Annotated in this window: 18 protein-coding genes; 14 read left to right on the forward strand and 4 right to left on the reverse strand. The window is 67.0% G+C overall.

Annotated elements, in window-relative coordinates; genetic code table 11:
- Positions 1–250: 250 nt before the first annotated feature.
- From IEX43_RS08870 to IEX43_RS08880, 3 genes are all read left to right on the forward strand, one after another.
- On the forward strand, positions 251–895 hold the full coding sequence (locus tag IEX43_RS08870; RefSeq protein ID WP_188810263.1) for an alpha/beta hydrolase: 645 nt from the start codon (positions 251–253) through the stop codon (positions 893–895).
- A 391-nt stretch (positions 896–1,286) separates the two neighbouring features.
- Positions 1,287–2,039: an HAD family hydrolase gene (locus IEX43_RS08875; protein WP_188810265.1), complete on the forward strand. Its 753-nt coding sequence runs from the start codon at positions 1,287–1,289 to the stop codon at positions 2,037–2,039.
- Between the two features lie 130 nt (positions 2,040–2,169).
- Positions 2,170–4,512 carry a glycoside hydrolase family 65 protein gene (locus IEX43_RS08880; RefSeq protein WP_188810267.1) on the forward strand — a complete coding sequence of 781 codons (2,343 nt, stop codon included), beginning with the start codon at positions 2,170–2,172 and terminating at the stop codon, positions 4,510–4,512.
- An 18-nt stretch (positions 4,513–4,530) separates the two neighbouring features.
- Here the strand turns inward: IEX43_RS08880 and IEX43_RS08885 are convergent, their stop codons facing one another.
- Positions 4,531–5,886 (reverse strand): MFS transporter, encoded by a 1,356-nt coding sequence (locus IEX43_RS08885; RefSeq protein WP_188810269.1) that lies wholly within the window; start codon positions 5,884–5,886, stop codon positions 4,531–4,533.
- 162 nt (positions 5,887–6,048) lie between these two features.
- On the opposite strand from IEX43_RS08885, the gene IEX43_RS08890 reads away from it, so the two are divergent.
- On the forward strand, positions 6,049–6,861 hold the full coding sequence (locus IEX43_RS08890) for a hypothetical protein (RefSeq protein WP_188810271.1): 813 nt from the start codon (positions 6,049–6,051) through the stop codon (positions 6,859–6,861).
- Complete coding sequence (locus IEX43_RS08895; protein WP_188810273.1) at positions 6,845–7,594, forward strand: LamB/YcsF family protein; 750 nt, start codon at positions 6,845–6,847, stop codon at positions 7,592–7,594. Before IEX43_RS08890 ends, IEX43_RS08895 begins: the two co-directional genes overlap by 17 nt.
- On the opposite strand, the gene IEX43_RS08900 is transcribed toward IEX43_RS08895, so the two are convergent.
- Complete coding sequence (locus tag IEX43_RS08900) at positions 7,591–8,949, reverse strand: DUF445 domain-containing protein (protein WP_188810274.1); 1,359 nt, start codon at positions 8,947–8,949, stop codon at positions 7,591–7,593. The two genes, IEX43_RS08895 and IEX43_RS08900, sit on opposite strands and share 4 nt — an antisense overlap.
- 49 nt (positions 8,950–8,998) lie before the next feature.
- Here IEX43_RS08900 and IEX43_RS08905 point away from each other — a divergent pair, with 49 nt between their 5' ends.
- From IEX43_RS08905 to IEX43_RS08930, 6 genes are all read left to right on the forward strand, one after another.
- Complete coding sequence (locus IEX43_RS08905) at positions 8,999–9,898, forward strand: glycerophosphodiester phosphodiesterase family protein (protein ID WP_188810275.1); 900 nt, start codon at positions 8,999–9,001, stop codon at positions 9,896–9,898.
- 86 nt (positions 9,899–9,984) lie between these two features.
- Positions 9,985–10,446 carry a DoxX family protein gene (locus IEX43_RS08910; protein WP_188810276.1) on the forward strand — a complete coding sequence of 154 codons (462 nt, stop codon included), beginning with the start codon at positions 9,985–9,987 and terminating at the stop codon, positions 10,444–10,446.
- 26 nt (positions 10,447–10,472) lie between these two features.
- Positions 10,473–11,204 (forward strand): AzlC family ABC transporter permease, encoded by a 732-nt coding sequence (locus IEX43_RS08915; RefSeq protein WP_194734869.1) that lies wholly within the window; start codon positions 10,473–10,475, stop codon positions 11,202–11,204.
- Entirely contained in the window at positions 11,201–11,512 is a 312-nt protein-coding gene (locus tag IEX43_RS08920; protein WP_104185558.1) for an AzlD domain-containing protein, read from the forward strand. Before IEX43_RS08915 ends, IEX43_RS08920 begins: the two co-directional genes overlap by 4 nt.
- A gap of 123 nt (positions 11,513–11,635) precedes the next feature.
- On the forward strand, positions 11,636–11,893 hold the full coding sequence (locus tag IEX43_RS08925; RefSeq protein WP_188810278.1) for a hypothetical protein: 258 nt from the start codon (positions 11,636–11,638) through the stop codon (positions 11,891–11,893).
- Positions 11,894–11,976: 83 nt separating this feature from the next.
- Positions 11,977–12,225, forward strand: a complete 249-nt coding sequence (locus tag IEX43_RS08930; protein ID WP_188810446.1) for a hypothetical protein — start codon at positions 11,977–11,979, stop codon at positions 12,223–12,225.
- Positions 12,226–12,343: 118 nt separating this feature from the next.
- Here the strand turns inward: IEX43_RS08930 and IEX43_RS08935 are convergent, their stop codons facing one another.
- Both IEX43_RS08935 and IEX43_RS08940 read right to left on the reverse strand, forming a co-directional pair.
- The gene (locus IEX43_RS08935; protein ID WP_188729113.1) at positions 12,344–12,568 is read right to left on the reverse strand and encodes a hypothetical protein; all 225 of its coding nucleotides are present in this window, start codon (positions 12,566–12,568) and stop codon (positions 12,344–12,346) included.
- Between the two features lie 211 nt (positions 12,569–12,779).
- Complete coding sequence (locus tag IEX43_RS08940; RefSeq protein ID WP_188810279.1) at positions 12,780–13,415, reverse strand: TetR/AcrR family transcriptional regulator; 636 nt, start codon at positions 13,413–13,415, stop codon at positions 12,780–12,782.
- Between the two features lie 120 nt (positions 13,416–13,535).
- On the opposite strand from IEX43_RS08940, the gene IEX43_RS08945 reads away from it, so the two are divergent.
- The 3 genes from IEX43_RS08945 to IEX43_RS08955 all read left to right on the forward strand — a co-directional run bounded on the left by IEX43_RS08945 (position 13,536) and on the right by IEX43_RS08955 (position 15,243).
- Positions 13,536–13,859 carry a thiamine-binding protein gene (locus tag IEX43_RS08945; protein ID WP_174182222.1) on the forward strand — a complete coding sequence of 108 codons (324 nt, stop codon included), beginning with the start codon at positions 13,536–13,538 and terminating at the stop codon, positions 13,857–13,859.
- A gap of 121 nt (positions 13,860–13,980) precedes the next feature.
- Positions 13,981–14,658: an O-methyltransferase gene (locus tag IEX43_RS08950; protein WP_188810280.1), complete on the forward strand. Its 678-nt coding sequence runs from the start codon at positions 13,981–13,983 to the stop codon at positions 14,656–14,658.
- A gap of 105 nt (positions 14,659–14,763) precedes the next feature.
- Positions 14,764–15,243 carry a Dps family protein gene (locus tag IEX43_RS08955; protein ID WP_188810282.1) on the forward strand — a complete coding sequence of 160 codons (480 nt, stop codon included), beginning with the start codon at positions 14,764–14,766 and terminating at the stop codon, positions 15,241–15,243.
- Positions 15,244–15,247 lie beyond the last annotated feature (4 nt).

A 15,247-nucleotide genomic window follows, 5' to 3' on the forward strand; every position in this document is an offset into this window, starting at 1 on the left:
CGGGCGTGGTCATCACCCGTTGACGGTTGCTAAGCATGCTGACCGTTAAGCGTCACGCTACAGCGCGGAGTTGCCGTGTTCAACGTTTCGGGACAGTGCGTAACCCATTTGTTGCGCTGTGGCCCCTGTGAATGGTGGGGCGGCAGCTGCGTCGGTCCAGCCAGCCGCTCCCGACACCGTGCCGGGCCGACCGCGGCCGGCCCGGCACGGCGTCGGGCTTCTTCCCGGCCTGCCTCGCTAGGCTGATCCGATGGAAACTGTTGTTTGGTCCAAGCCGGAAGACCAGCGGGCGGATACCCCGCTGCTGGTCATGATGCATGGCTACGGTACGGACGAGTCCCGCATGGTGCGCCTGTTTGAATACCTGCCGTCGGAATTCACCTGCGCGGCGCTCCGTGCACCGATGCCCATCGGTGACCACTACGGCTGGTTCCTGCTCGACTACTTCCTTGCCAACGACTTCGCCGACGTCATCAAGGCTGCTGCCGCCGTCCAGGCCTGGATCAACAGCGTCAAGGGCCAGCACAGCAGCGTGAGCCTGCTCGGGTATTCCCAGGGCATGGCGATGGCCAGCACCCTGCTGCGCCTCCATCCCAAGGACTATGAGGCGGTGGTGGGGCTGTCCGGGTTCGTGCTGCAGAACGAGCTGCTGTCCCTCACCGAATCCTTTGATACCCGGCCGCCCTTTTTCTGGGGGCGGGACAAGGCGGACCTGGTCATCAATGAGGACGCCATTGCCTATACGGAGGAATGGCTGCAGGAGAACACCCTGCTCACCGCCAGGACGTACCCGGGGATGGGCCACGCCATGTCCAAGACGGAAATGGTGGACGTGAGCTCATTCCTGCGCCACTACGTGCTGCGGCCGGAAATATCAGCCAGCAACCGGCGGTGACGTTGCGGGTTGAGAAATGCGTCACATCGGTGCCCGAAGAAAAAACAGTTGCCAGCTAAATTTGTAAGCGCTTACACTCTTCTTCGGCCGTTATAGCGGCACTGAACTGGGCGAACAAGGAGAGCAGTGCGGTGCGGACGATGTACTGCAGCCGGCCACGGCCTGATGCTCTTGCCTGGCCTGCAAGGAGCCGGCCGATCCGCCGGCTTGTCTGGATGCGCCGGCATGCCCATGATGGTAGAACTGCATCGATCGGCAGCGTCAAAGCCGCCGCGTTTTCCGCGGGCGGGCACCTGCCGCACTTCCAGGTCATCCGGGCATCGTCGCCTCCACACTTCACGGCACCCTTCACTAGGGCTGCCCGCCGTCCTGAAAGGACACCCCACCACCCATGAGCGACACCACGGCAACAGGCCATGCAGCCGGCGGCCTCTCCGCCTGGGCCGGCGCGTCGGCAATCCTCTTTGACCTGGACGGGGTGCTGACCCCCACGGCAACCGTCCACGAGCGGGCCTGGCAGGAACTGTTCGAGGGCTTCCTCGCGGCCCAACCGCAGGTGCCTGGCTACAGCGAAAGCGACTACTTCGACCACATCGACGGCAAACCGCGTTTCGACGGCGTACGCGACTTCCTGGCCTCGCGCGGGATTGTGCTCCCGGAGGGGCCCACTGACGACGACCCCGCCAACACCACGGTGCAGGGCCTGGGCAACCGGAAGAACCGGATCTTCAACGACATCGTCAGCACCGGCGTCGAGCCCTTCGAAGGTTCCGTACGCTTCCTCAAAGCCGTCATGCAGCGCGGACTGAAGGTCGCCGTCGTCTCCTCCTCCCGCAACGCACCCGCCGTCCTGGCGGCGGCCGGGCTCGCGGACCGCTTCCCTGTGGTGGTGGACGGCGTGGTGGCTGCCAGCGAAGGCCTGCCCGGCAAGCCGAGCCCCGCCACCTACGAGTACGCCGCACGCCTGCTGGATCTCCCCAGCGAGGAATGCGTGGTGGTGGAGGACGCGGTCTCCGGTGTCCAGGCCGGGGAGGCCGGATCCTTCCACTCCGTTATCGGCGTGGACCGGGGCGCCGGCCGGCAGACCCTGCTCGAAGCCGGCGCCACCCTTGTGGTCAATGACCTCGAGGAACTGCTTCCCTAAGAAACCGCTGCCCTCCCCGAGGCAGTCACGCTGCCCCGGCAGCTTGTTTCAGTACCCTTCATCCCCCAAAAATCATCCCCAGGCCGGCAGCAAACCAGCTGCCCGGCCACACTTCGAAGGACCCAACACCATGGCCCTGATCTCCGCGGACCGCGAAAGATTCCCCAACAACCCCTGGCAGCTCGTGGAAACCCGCCACGAACAGGGCAACGAGGGCACCCTGGAAACCCTCTTCGCCCTGGGAAACGGCCACCTGGGAATCCGCGGCGCCCACTGGGCGGCAGCCGACTCAGACCTCCCAGGCAGCTTCATCAACGGGCTGCACGAAATCTGGGACATCAAGCACGCCGAAAACGCCTTCGGGTTCGCCCGCACCGGCCAGCGCATCCTCTACATCCCGGACGCCAACAACTTCAGCGTCGTCCTTGACGGGGAGTCCCTCAGCCTTGCGGAGTCCGAGGTGCTGGACTACCGGCGCTCCGTTGACTTTTCCACCGGCGTCTACGAATGCCGGGTCACCTGGCAGTGCCGTTCCGGCGCCGTCGTCACCACCACCGAACGGCGTGCCGTCGGATTCGCGTCCCGGGGAAGCCTTGGCATCTCGCTGGAGGTGTCCACGGACCGCGAGGTCTCCGTGGACGTGACCTCCTCCCTGGTCAACCGGCAGGACCAGCCCGTGGAGGACCACTCCGTCCACGATCCCCGCCGTGCGGGCCGGCACGCCGGACGCGTCCTGCTGCCCCTGCGCCTTGACGGCGGCGACGGGTCGCTCCGGCTGGCCTGGGAAGCCGCCGAATCAAAGCAGCGGGTGGGGGTCGCGGTGGACCACTGGACCTCAGCGGGCCATCAGCCGTTCGAGACGCTTGTGGACCAGGACTACAGCAGCGTCCGCTACGTCCTGGCGGTCAGCCCCGGCGAGCCGTTCCGCCTGGAAAAGAGCGTCAGCTATGCCGCAGGACGGGCCATCCAGGAACCGTCCGTGGACCCGGCCGCCGTCGCCGAGGAGGGCCTGCGCCCGGTCGGTGACATCTTTGCCGAGAGCAAGGCGCACTACCGGGACTACTGGGCCGCCTCGGACATCGTGGTGACCAGCCAGTCCGTGCTGCAGCAGGCCATCCGGTGGAACCTGTTCCAGCTCGCCCAGGCAACGGCCCGCGCCGACGTCGCCGGAATTCCCGCGAAGGGCGTGACGGGCTCCGGCTACGAGGGCCACTATTTCTGGGACCAGGAGGTTTACCTCCTGCCCTACCTCACCTACACCAACCCCGACGGCGCCCGAAAGGTTCTCGAGTTCCGCCACGGCATGCTCCCCGAAGCCCAGGTCCGGGCCAAGGAACTGAGCGTGGACGGCGCGCTGTTCCCGTGGCGCACCATCAACGGGCTCGAGGCCAGTGCCTACTACGCCGCAGGCACGGCCCAGTTCCACATTGCGGCCGCGATCGCCTTCGCCACCAACCGGTACGTGTGGGCCACGAAGGACGCCGGTTTCCGCGACGGGATGGGCGCCGAACTGCTCATTGAAACGGCGCGCATGTGGATCTCCCTGGGCTTCTTCGGCAAGGACGGGCTCTTCCACATCCACGGCGTCACCGGCCCTGACGAGTACACCGCCGTGGTCAACGACAACCTGTACACCAATGTGATGGCGCGGTTTAATCTGCGCGCCGCCGCGGCCCTGGAGCATGCCGGCATCAGCGACGAGGAGCGGCAGTTGTGGGAAGCGGCTGCGAACCGCATGCAGCTGCCGTTCGATGAACGGATGCAGGTGCATTCCCAGGACAACGACTTCATGCACCTGGAGCCGTGGGACTGGAACACGCCCCGGTCAAAGTACCCTTTGCTGCTGCACTTCCACCCCCTGGTGATCTACCGCCACCAGGTCCTGAAGCAGGCGGACACCGTCCTGGCGATGTTCCTGCAGTGGCAGGATTTCACGGCTGAGGAGAAACACCGGGCCTTCGACTTCTACGATCCCCTGACAACCGGCGATTCGACACTGTCCGCCTGCGTCCAGGGCATCATGGCCGCCGAGGTGGGGTACTCCCGCGAGGCGCTGGAACACTTCACCAACGCCGTGTTCATCGACCTTGACGACACCCACGGCAACACCATCGACGGCGTGCACATTGCCTCCACCGGCGGGGTGTGGAGCTCGCTGGTTTGCGGGTTTGCCGGTTTGCGGGACCAGGGCCCGGTTCCGTACTTCGATCCGCGCCTCCCGGCGGAGTGGGACGGACTGGCCTTCCACCTCAAGATCCAGGGCCGCCTGCTGCTGGTGGAACTCGAGACCGGCTCCATCACGCTGACCGTCCCCGAAGGGGAGCCGTTGGCGGTGGACGTCCGCGGCCAGCAGCTCACGGTGGGCGCAGAACCCGTCAAGGTGGCACTGGAGCCCGTGCCGCAGCCGGAACCCACGGTGTTCCCCAGCGGACATCCGACGGCGAGCATCCCGGTGGTGCGTGCCAACAGCTGAGTGCGGGGCGGCGGGGGCCTAGTCTCCCGCCGCCGTCGTGCGTTCCAGCGCAGGTTCCTGGTCCAGGGGGTGGGCCAGTTCGTCGGCGGGCATCCGCGCAATAGCCATGGCGATGACTGCCATCACAGGGCATACGCCGCCGGCCACCAGGAAGATCAGCCAGATGGGCAGCACCTCGGCGGCCGGCCCGGCCAGCGCCATGGACACCGGCATCAGGGCCAGTGAGACGAAGAAATCCAGGCTGGAGACACGGCCCAGGAGGTGCGGCGGAACCCGCCGCTGGAGCAGGGTGCCCCAGATGACCATGCCCACGCTGCCGGTGGCACCGAAGATGAACAGCGCCGCTGCGATTGCCCAGAAACTGTCCATAACGCCGACGGCGGCCAGCGGCAGGCTGCCCGCACCCCAGGACACCATCATCACCGTGAGGTAGCGGCGCGGCAGCCGGAAGGACGCGGTCAACAGCGAGCCCAGCGCGGCGCCGACCCCCATCACGGCCAGCAGGAAGCCGAACATGCGGGAATCACCCGCCAGCTGGTCGCGGACCACGAACGGCAGCAGGACCTCGATGGGGCCGATCAGGAACAGGACCGAGATGCAGGCCCACACCAGCGTCCACAACAGCCACGGGGTGCCAAGCGTGTAGATGACCCCTTCGCGCAGGTCGTGGAAGAAGGACCGCCTGCGCACCTCACCGCCCTCGGCACCGGGAGTGCCATCGGCTGCGGCGCCGCCCTCCGGCCCGCCTGCACCGTCCGCCGCTCCGTTGGCGGGAGCGGCCAGTGCGTGCTGGCCCAGGAAATTCAGGACGATGAACGCCAGGAGGTGGCACACCGCCACCGCCGTGACCGCGTGCGACGGCGAGAGGGCAGCCACCACGATTCCAGCCACGGCCGGACCGGCCGCCTGCTGGAGGACGGGACGCATGGACCCTTCCATTCCGTTGGCAGCCAGCAGGTCCTGGGCGGGAAGGATGCGCGGCAGGATTGCGGAGTAGGCAGGAAAGAAGAACGCCGCGCCGACACCCAGGACGAAGGAACCCGCCGCGACGTGCCACAGCTGGAGCAGGCCCGTCATGGCGAGTCCGCTGACGGCCGCTATCACTGCGAGGTTGGCGCCCTCCACGGCAATGATCAGCCGGCGCTGGGGGATCCGGTCGGCAGCGATGCCGCCGGCGAGGACGAACGCCACCAGGCCCACGCTGCCGGCGGCGGCCACCATGGACAGTTCCAGCGGACCGCCGCCCAAATGGATCACCTGGTAGACCATGGCCACGGCCCACATGCCGGAACCAAAGATTGAGATGGCCAGCGCTGCGATCAGTACCCTGTACTCGCGGTGGGCAAAGGGCCGCAGGGCCTTGGGGGTGGGCATAGGCTAAGTCTAGGCTTTGGGCGCGCTCCGGAGGAGCCCCGCAGGCCTGTCCCGGATGGGACGCGGCGGGTGGGTGGCCGCTCGTGCGGTGGCCTAATGTTAAGCAACCTTAGTATGAGGAATTCCGGCACAGGCGTGCCGGCGAGACAAGCAGAGGTGACCATGGCCAAGCGCAGCAATCCCGCAGTACGGATAGCGCAGGAAACTGCCCACAACGCGGTGTTCGACGCAGACGGGAAGCCCAAACCGGGCGTCCACAACATGCTCCTGAAGGCGGTGGAGATCCAGCGCCCGCTGGTGGTGGCCTACATCCGCCGGCTGCAGAGGAAGCACCCCCGGGCCACAGCCGCCCAGCTTGCCGACATCCTTGAACGCGACTACCTCCGCGCGGTCACCGGGGGCGGTGCGCTGGTAGGTGCTACCGCCGTCGTGCCCGGCGTGGGCACCGTGGCATCCCTCGGACTGTCCGCCGCCGCAACCGTCGGGTTCCTGGAAGCAACAGCCCTCTACTCCACCTCGCTGGCCGAACTGCACGGGATCCGGCTGACCAACCCCGAGAAGGCCAGCACCATGGTCATGGCCATCATGCTGGGTGAGGAAGGGACGGCGCTTTTGGGGACCCTCAGCGGCCAGGCTGCCGGCAGGGAAGTGAACGCCAACAAGGCCTGGGGCAATGCCCTGTCCAAGTCCATGGCCGTGCCGGGCTTCGGCAGCATCCGGAACAGGATCCAGAAGGCGTTCCTCAAGAACCTCCTCAAGCGGCAGGGCTCCGCGCTGTTCGGCCGGGCGCTGCCGTTCGGCATCGGCGCGGTGGTGGGCGGAGCCGGTAACCTCATGATGGGCCGTGCGGTGGTGTCCAACGCCAAGGAGGCGTTTGGGCCCATGCCGGACACCATCCCCGGAGAGCTCACAGCCGCCGCGGCGGCCCAGGACACCCCGACGCTGGAAGGCAAAACTTTTGGATCTCAACGCTGACCTTGGCGAATCATTCGGCTCCTGGCGGATGGGGGACGACGCCGCAATGTTCCAGCTGGTCACCAGTGCCAACGTGGCGTGCGGCTTCCACGCGGGGGACCCCGTCACCATGCTGGACAGCTGCCGGGCAGCCTACGAGCTCGATGTGACTGTCGGCGCCCACGTGGGGTACCGGGACCTGGCCGGTTTCGGCCGCCGCTCGCTGGACATGAGCTTCGACGAGCTCTTCGGCGACGTGCTGTACCAGCTGGGAGCGCTCGACGGCGTTGCCCACGCCGTGGGTGCCTCCGTGGACTACGTGAAGCCGCACGGGGCCCTGTACAACCGGCTGGTCCACGATGCCGAACAGGCGTCGGCCGTGGTGGCCGCGGTAAACGCGTACGATCCCGGCCTGCCCATCCTGGGGCTCCCGGATTCCGAGCTCCTGAAGCAGGCCACGGACGCCGGGCATCCGGTGTTCATCGAGGCGTTCGTGGACCGCGCCTACCGGGCGGACGGCACGCTGGTTCCGCGCTCGGAGGAGGGTGCCGTGCTGCAGGACGTCGACGCGATTGTTGAGCGGGCCGTGCGGCTGGCTGCCAAGGGCGAAGTGGTGGCCGTGGACGGAACAGTGGTCCAGGTCAGGCCCGATTCCCTGTGCATCCACGGCGATACGCCGGGCGCGGTGGGGATGGCTGCCGCCGTCCGGGCAGGACTGGAAGCGGCCGGCATTGAACTGGAGTCCTTCGCCTAGCCGAAAATCAGGTGTGCCACCGTAAAGATGGCAAGCCCGGCCAGCGCCCCCACCACGGTGCCGTTGATCCGGATGAACTGCAGGTCCTTGCCCACCTGGAGCTCGATCTTCTGCGACGTTTCCTTGGCATCCCAGCGGGCCACGGTGTCCGTGATGACCCCCGCAATGTCCGAACGGTAGGTCCGCACCAGGTAGCCCGCAGCGTCGCCGATCCACGCGTTGACCTTGCCGGCCAGTTCGGGGTCGCTGACCAGCCGGGAGCCGAAGTCCCGCACGGCCGCCTTGAACTTCACGGTCAGTTCGCTGTCGGGATCGTCCACGGCGCCCAGAAGCGCGTTCTTGACGGTGCCCCAGGTGCGGGAGGCCAGTTCGCGCACCTCGGGGTCGCCCAGCACCTGGGCCTTGATGTCCTCGGCGCGGGCGATCATCGCAGGATCATGCTGGAGGTCCTGGGCAAGGTCGTTCAGGTACTTGTCGATGGACTGCCGGACCTGGTGGTTGGGGTCTGCCTGGACAGCCCGGACGAACTTGAGGATCTCCACATAGACCTTGTCGCCCACCAGGCCGTCCACGAACTGCGGGACCCATGTGGGGGAGCGGTCGGACACCAGGTGGGTGACCGTGTCGTGGTTGTCGTCCACCCAGTCGGCGGCGCGGTCCACCAGCAGGTCCACCAGGTTGTGGTGGTGCCCGTCGCGGAAGATCCGTTCGGCCATCTTGCCCACCGGCGGCCCCCACGGCGGAGTCAGCAGGTGCTTACGCACCATTCCCTCGATGACCGCCTGGACGTCGTCGTCGTTCAGTACTTTGAACAGGCCGCGGATGACGGCGGCGCCTTCCTTGGCCACCCGCTCGGAACCGGCGGGCGTGGCAAGCCACTCGCCCGCCCTGCGGGCGATATTCACGCTGGCGAGCTTGTCCTGGACCACCTGCTCCGAGAGGAAGTTGGTCTCCACGAACTCGCCCAGCGAGGCGCCGATCTGGTCCTTCCGGCGCGGAATGATGGCAGTGTGCGGGATCTTGATGCCCATGGGGTATTTGAACAGCGCCGTGACCGCGAACCAGTCAGCCAATGCGCCCACCATGCCGCCTTCGGCCGCCGCGCGCACGTACTGGAGCCACGGATACTCCTTCTGCAGCGCGAACGCGAAGACGAAGATCACGGCCATCACCAGCAGCAGCCCCAGGGCCACCAGCTTCATTTTCCGCAGCGCTGCCGCCTTTTCGGCGTCGCCCTCACTCAGCTGGTGGCCGACGGCGGCCCGCGCCTCCGCATGGCCCCTCGAGGGCGGTGGTGTGGAAGGGGTGGGCCCGCCGGGTGATTCCCGGGTAGTTGGCTCAGAGTTCACCTGCATGTGCCAAGCCTAGTCCCGCAGCGCGGGGCCGGTCGGCTACCGTGTCTGCATGACTACTGATGAGTCAGCGCCGCAACGGCCGTTGGTCTTTGCCCACCGCGGCTCCAGCGCCGCGTTCGCCGAACACACCCGCGCCGCCTACCTGCAGGCCCTGGCAGACGGCGCCGACGGCGTGGAGTGCGACGTCCACCTCACGCGTGACCAGCACGTTGTCCTCCTGCATGACGCGAACCTGGACCGGACCTCGGACGGAACGGGACCCGTTGCTGAACGCACCCTCCGGGAACTGCGGCACCTGGATGTCTCGTCATGGAAGGGCGTCCGCATCCCGGAGGCATACGGTGCCCGGTCAGAGCAGCTCCTGACGCTGCCGGAACTCCTGGACATCCTGCGTGGTGCCGGCCGGCCGGTGAAACTGGCGATCGAGCTCAAGCACCCCAGCCCGTACCAGCTCAAACTGGAGGACCGGGTCCTCGAGGTGCTCCGCAGCGAGGGGTGGGACCCCAAAAGCTCCTCCGTGGACAACGTGGCGGTGACCTTCATGAGTTTCAGCCCGGACTCCGTCCGGCATGTGCTCAGCTCGGTTCCGCCGGAGTACATCTGCCAGTTGGTGGACGACGTGGACATCCGGGCGATCCGCGGCGGGCTGGGGTTCGGGATGATCACCGGCGGCGCAATTGCCAACCTGATGAGGGCAACCCAGGCCGAGGGCGAGAGGATCCTGGACAACGGCGATGTTGGCCTGGCCGGGCCCGGCATCGAGTATGTCCGCCGGCACCCCGCTGCCGTCCAGCGCTGGCTCGCGTCCGGCCGGCGCTTCCGGGTGTGGACGGTGGATTCGGAGCAGGACGTTGCGCTGTGTGCGGGACTGGGAATCCAGGAGATCACCACCAACGTGCCGGCCCGGGTCCTGGGCCAGCTGCAGGTTGCCTCGCCGCAGGGAAGGTAGGGGCGCATGGAGGAGGTCCCGGACGGCGTGCCTCCCCTGGGCCTGACGGTTACAGGAGCCCGCCGCGCCTGTGGTTGAGTGGAGCCATGCCTTTTCCCCGCTCCGGCCGGGCCGCCCAGACCCTCTCCGCTGCAGCCATGAGCGCACTGCTCCTGGCCAGCGCCATGAAACACTTCCGCGACCCCGCCTTCTACCGCCAGGTGGTCCCGGGCTACCTCTGCCGTGACGATGAACCCGGCCGGGATGCCGCTCCCGCGCGTCCGCTTGCCCTCCTCTCCCGGGAGGAATGGATCGCCCTGAGCGGGCTGGTGGAACTGGCAGCCGCCGTCGGAATCCTTGTCCCCGGAACGCGGAAGGTGGCCGCCACGGGCACCGCAGTGATGTTCACCGCGTTCCTGGCCGGACACGTGGATGCGCTCCAGCGGGCGTACAGACCGCGGGGAACGCGGGCGCAGCGGAAGGTGCACACCGTCCGCCTGCCGCTGCAGGCGCCGCTCATTGCGTGGGCGTGGAGCCTGCGCCGGCCGGCCGGGGGAGCGCGTCCGTGACCCTGCTGGCATCCCCGGCGGTGCGGATGGGGATCTCCATCAGCATAGCCACCGGACTGTACGGCGTATCCTTCGGGGCGCTCTCAGTGACGTCCGGGCTCGACTTCTGGCAAACGATGGCACTGAGCCTGCTCCTGTTCAGCGGCGGCTCGCAGTTCGCGTTCATCGGCGTGGTGGCCGGCGGCGGGTCCGGCATCGCGGCCATGAGCGCCGCCACCCTGCTGGGCATGCGCAACGGGATCTACGGCATGCAGCTCAACGCGCTCCTGCATCCCACCGGCTGGCGCAGGTACGTCGCAGCCCAGCTCACCATTGACGAGTCCACAGCAACCAGCTCCGGCCAGACCGATCCCGCTGAACAGCGCCGGGGGTTCTGGGCGGCGGGCATCGGCATCTACGTGCTGTGGAACCTGTTCACCGCCATCGGTGCGCTCGCCGGGAGCGGCCTGGGCGACCCCAAGCAGTGGGGGCTGGACGGTGCGGCCGTGGCCGCGTTCCTGGGGCTGCTCTGGCCGCGGCTCAAGGGACGCGAGCCGGTGGCCATTGCCGCTGTATGTGCCGTGGCCACCGTCATCGCTGTGCCGTTCGTTCCCGCGGGCGTGCCAATCCTGGTGGCGGCCGTGGTGGCGGCGGTGATCGGCTGGTTCAGCCACGGCCGGCGTGACGAAGGCCTGGAGCCGGACGTGGACCCCTTCCGGGAACGCCACCACCACGGGGCGCACCGCGCAGGGGACACCGGTCCGGGGGCCGGCAAATGAGTCTCTGGATCTGGCTGCTGATTGCCTGTGCGCTGGCCTATGCATGGAAGCTGGTGGGCTACTTCGTTCCGGCCCGGCTGCTCGAAGACCCTCGCATGTCGCGGGTGGCGGGCACCATGACCATCGGGCTGCTCGCCTCCCTGACTGTGGTGAACACGTTTGCCACAGGACAGTCGCTCGCTGCCGATGCCAGGCTGGGTGCGCTGGTGGCCGCCGCCATAGCCCTGGCGCTCCGTGCGCCGTTCCTGGTGGTGGTCCTCGCCGGCGCGGGAACGGCTGCGCTGCTGAGGATCCTTGGCTGGAACTGAGGGCGTGGCCGGGACAAGCACACGGCCCCGCCATGTGATGCCGCTCACGTTCATTGTGCTTTCCCGGTTGTACTATGAAAGCGGCTATGCAGTCGGCCGTGGAATTTCGCATGAATGGTGACCATGGAAAATCAACTGCATGCAGCCGGGGAAAGATCCGGGCGTCTTCACCACAAGAATTCGAGACGACGGGCGGGACTCCCTGCCAAGCGTTTCTTCACCCGGTTTGCCCGCCTCGCCGACGTTCCGGAGGAGGACCTGGAATTGCTTTCCCGGAGCCTGCGGACGTCGCTGGACCTGGATCCGGCATCCAACATTCCGGTACTGCAGGCACTGGTTCATCAGGAACTTCGCAGCAGGGGCGAGGCCGGCGGCACGTAGCAAACCGCATCCCGGAACCGTTATGTGGTGGACTGGCACCAGGGCCGCAAGTCCACTGCGGCGGCCACAAAGGAGGAACCGAGATGAACGATCAGTCACGTCCGGAGCAGCAGGGGAAGCCGCGGCAAGGCTATCTTGACCCGAGGGGTTCGGAATCCACCCGGGAGATGCGGGATACAGCCCGGCGCCGCCGGGATGCCGAGGAAAAGCTGCAGCAGCACCTCAATGAAGCCAAAGACCACGTCCCCAATGAGCGCGACGACCAGCCGGGGCAGCCCGGGCACAATGAGCCCGACGGCGGCGGCGACGGCGGGGAGGGCCCGTCCCGCTAGGGCTGGCGGACAGCGGCCGGACGAAAACCGGTAGCAGGAAAAGGTGGGCCGCCGGGGTGAGGTTGCCAGCTTCTGCGGGAGGTGCAGCCTGCTGGCCAGGAGAATCAGGGCCTGCTGGCTAGGCTACGCCGTGGGCTGCGCCATCGGGCGAACCGGCCCTCCGGCAGCTTTCTTCGACGGCCATCTCGTACCACGCCTCCGCCCCGAATTCGGGTTCAGGAGTATCCAGGTTCTGGTACAGGGCGTCCAGGAGGTTTGCGAGTTCTTCCGCGGTCAGCGAGGGAAGGACTTCTTCGGGACCGCGCGGATCGTTAAGGTAGCGGTTCAGTTTTGAACTGTTCATTATGCCGCTGCCAGAATGCGCCGGAATTGCCGGGATTGCTTCATGGGTCACTCCATCCCAAAAGTTGGGAGGCTGGCTGCGTAACCCCTCCTGAAGTGTATTCCACCCGCGGGACGCCCACAATGGTGCTGTCCGCGCACCAGCCCCGCTGACGGCCCCGGCAGTCGGGAGCCGTGGCTGCGCCCTGTGCAGCGCCGTTCTACTGCATGCCTTAGCCCAGGTGCGGGCTGGTGCCGGGTGTGGACGGGACCGGCACGTGGGCCGGCAGGGGGCGGGTGGGCCGCGTTGTCCGGATGGCGTCCTCAACCAGTGCCAGCGGACGGCGCCAGGCGTCGGAACCGGGCTCCATGGTGTCCACCACTCCGATGAGCATGGCGAGCAACCTGAACATGTCCGTCATGGAAATGTCCGCCCGCAGGCTTCCTTGCCCCTGCCCGCGCACCAGCAGCACGCTGATGGATTCCATGAGTGAGCCGGTAATGCCGGTCAGGAGTTCGCGCCGCCCCGCGACGGCTCCCAGCAGGTTGGCGTCAGCGCTGGCCGCGTCCATGAGTGCCTCCAGGACCCGCAGCAATCCGGCAGCCCCGTCGATGTCCGCCAGGGCGCCGTCCACCACGGGATCCACTGTGAGGCGCAGCTGCCGGTTTAGGGCGGCCAGTACCAGCTCTTCCTTGTCCGCGAAATTGCGGAAGAGGGTGGCCGGGCCAACCCCTGCGGTAGCCGCGATGGTCTGCAGCGGTACTTCGGGTCCAAATTCGCGGAAGCATTGCCGGGCCGCCGTGATGATCTTGTCCACATTCCGCGCTGCGTCGGCACGGAGGGGCTTACGGGCGACAGCGAGGCTCATGCGAAAAGGTTAGCAACGGAGCTTTCAGCGAACATCGTTACTGCGCGGTAGGGGGTTATATGACGCTCACGGGCGCCATCCTGCCCTGCCGCCGCGCGCAAGGCGTGGAAGACTGGCCTCATGTTGCTTGCGTTTTCTGTCGCCCCGTCGGGCGCCCCCAGCGAAGGTTCCCGGCCAACTGACGCGTCAGTGCACGACGCCGTTGCCGCCGCCGTCAAAATCGTCCGGGAGTCGGGCCTGCCCAACACAACGGACTCGATGTTCACCACCATCGAAGGTGAATGGGACGAGGTCTTCGACGTCGTCAAGCGGGCAACGGAGGCAGTGGGACGGTACGGCAGCCGCGTCTCCCTGGTGATTAAGGCTGATATCCGGCCGGGTTACACAGGGGAACTGACCGCAAAAGTGGACCGCCTGGAAGAAGCGCTCGCAGACGGTTCCTGACCTGCGCAGCCCCCGGCCCGCCGTCGGCCTTTCGCCGGCACCAGGTTGTCCGCCGGCACCCGCCTTCGGCCGGCACCCAACTTCTCTGGATTCCAACGCCACCCCGTGCCAAACTGTGGCAATGTTTGAGCACCATCCCCGTCCGGAGTGGATTGCGGCGGAAGAGTTCCTGTCCCGCGTTGTGGTCCATCCGGATCCTGCGCTGGAACAGGCCATCAGTTCCGCCGCCGAGGCAGGGATGCCGGCCATCGAAGTGTCTCCCAACGCAGGCAAGCTCCTCAAGCTTCTGGTCCAGCTGTCCAGGGCCCGGCGCGTGCTCGAAATTGGCACGCTCGCCGGCTTCAGCACCATTTGGATGGGCCGTGGCCTCCCTTCTGACGGGACCCTGGTCACCTGCGAATTCCTGCCCAAGCACGCGGAAGTCGCGTGGGCCAACATTGATGCCGCCGGCCTGGGCGAAAAGGTGGAGATCCGGCTGGGGCCTGCGCTGGAGACCCTGGCGGCACTTGAGGAGGAAGGCCGGGAGCCCTTCGACTTCATCTTCATTGACGCGGACAAGGAGAACAACAGCCGCTACCTGGACTGGGCCGTCCGGCTGGGAAGGCCGGGGGCCACGGTGGTCCTGGACAACGCCGTCTGGGAGGGTGCAATCCTGGACCCCGGAATGGACCCGGTCAACGCGCCGGGAATCATTGAGGCACTCAGGCTCCTGGGCGGGCACCCGCGGCTGGACGCCACCGTCATCCAGACCGTTGGCTCCAAAGGCTGGGACGGCTTCGCGCTTGCACGCATCCGGTAGCACCCGTGCCGGGGGAAACTTCCTGCCCATCAAACTGCTAAGTATGCTTAGAATCAGAATCCGGCTGGCGATCAGCCGGACCAACAGCAGCAGTGGAGGAAACTGATGAAAGCGTCACCCACCCTTGCCGGCAATCTTCAGACGGTGCTTACGGACCTCATTGAGCTGCACCTGCAGGGAAAGCAGGCGCACTGGAACCTCGTGGGCACAAACTTCCGCGACCTGCACCTGCTGCTCGACGAGATCATCGCTGCCGCCCGGCTCTTCGCGGACCAGGCCGCGGAGAGGATGCGCGCGCTCCACGCCCTTCCGGACGGCCGCAGCAGCACCGTGTCCGCCGGCACCCGGCTGGACGGGTTTCCCGAAGGCCTGACCTCCACGAAGCAGACCGTCAAACTCATCACCGCCCGGCTGGAGCGGACAGTCCAGACCATGCGGGATGTCCACGATGAGGTGGATGAGGAAGACCCCACCAGCGCCGACCTGCTCCACGCTGCCATCGAGCGGCTGGAACAGCTGGCCTGGATGGTCAATGCCGAAACCATGGCACCCACGGCCTCCGTCACCGAGCCGGCCGGCACGTAGGCGC

Origin of the sequence: Pseudarthrobacter polychromogenes, assembly GCF_014644495.1 — a bacterium.
GTDB lineage: Bacteria > Actinomycetota > Actinomycetes > Actinomycetales > Micrococcaceae > Arthrobacter > Arthrobacter polychromogenes.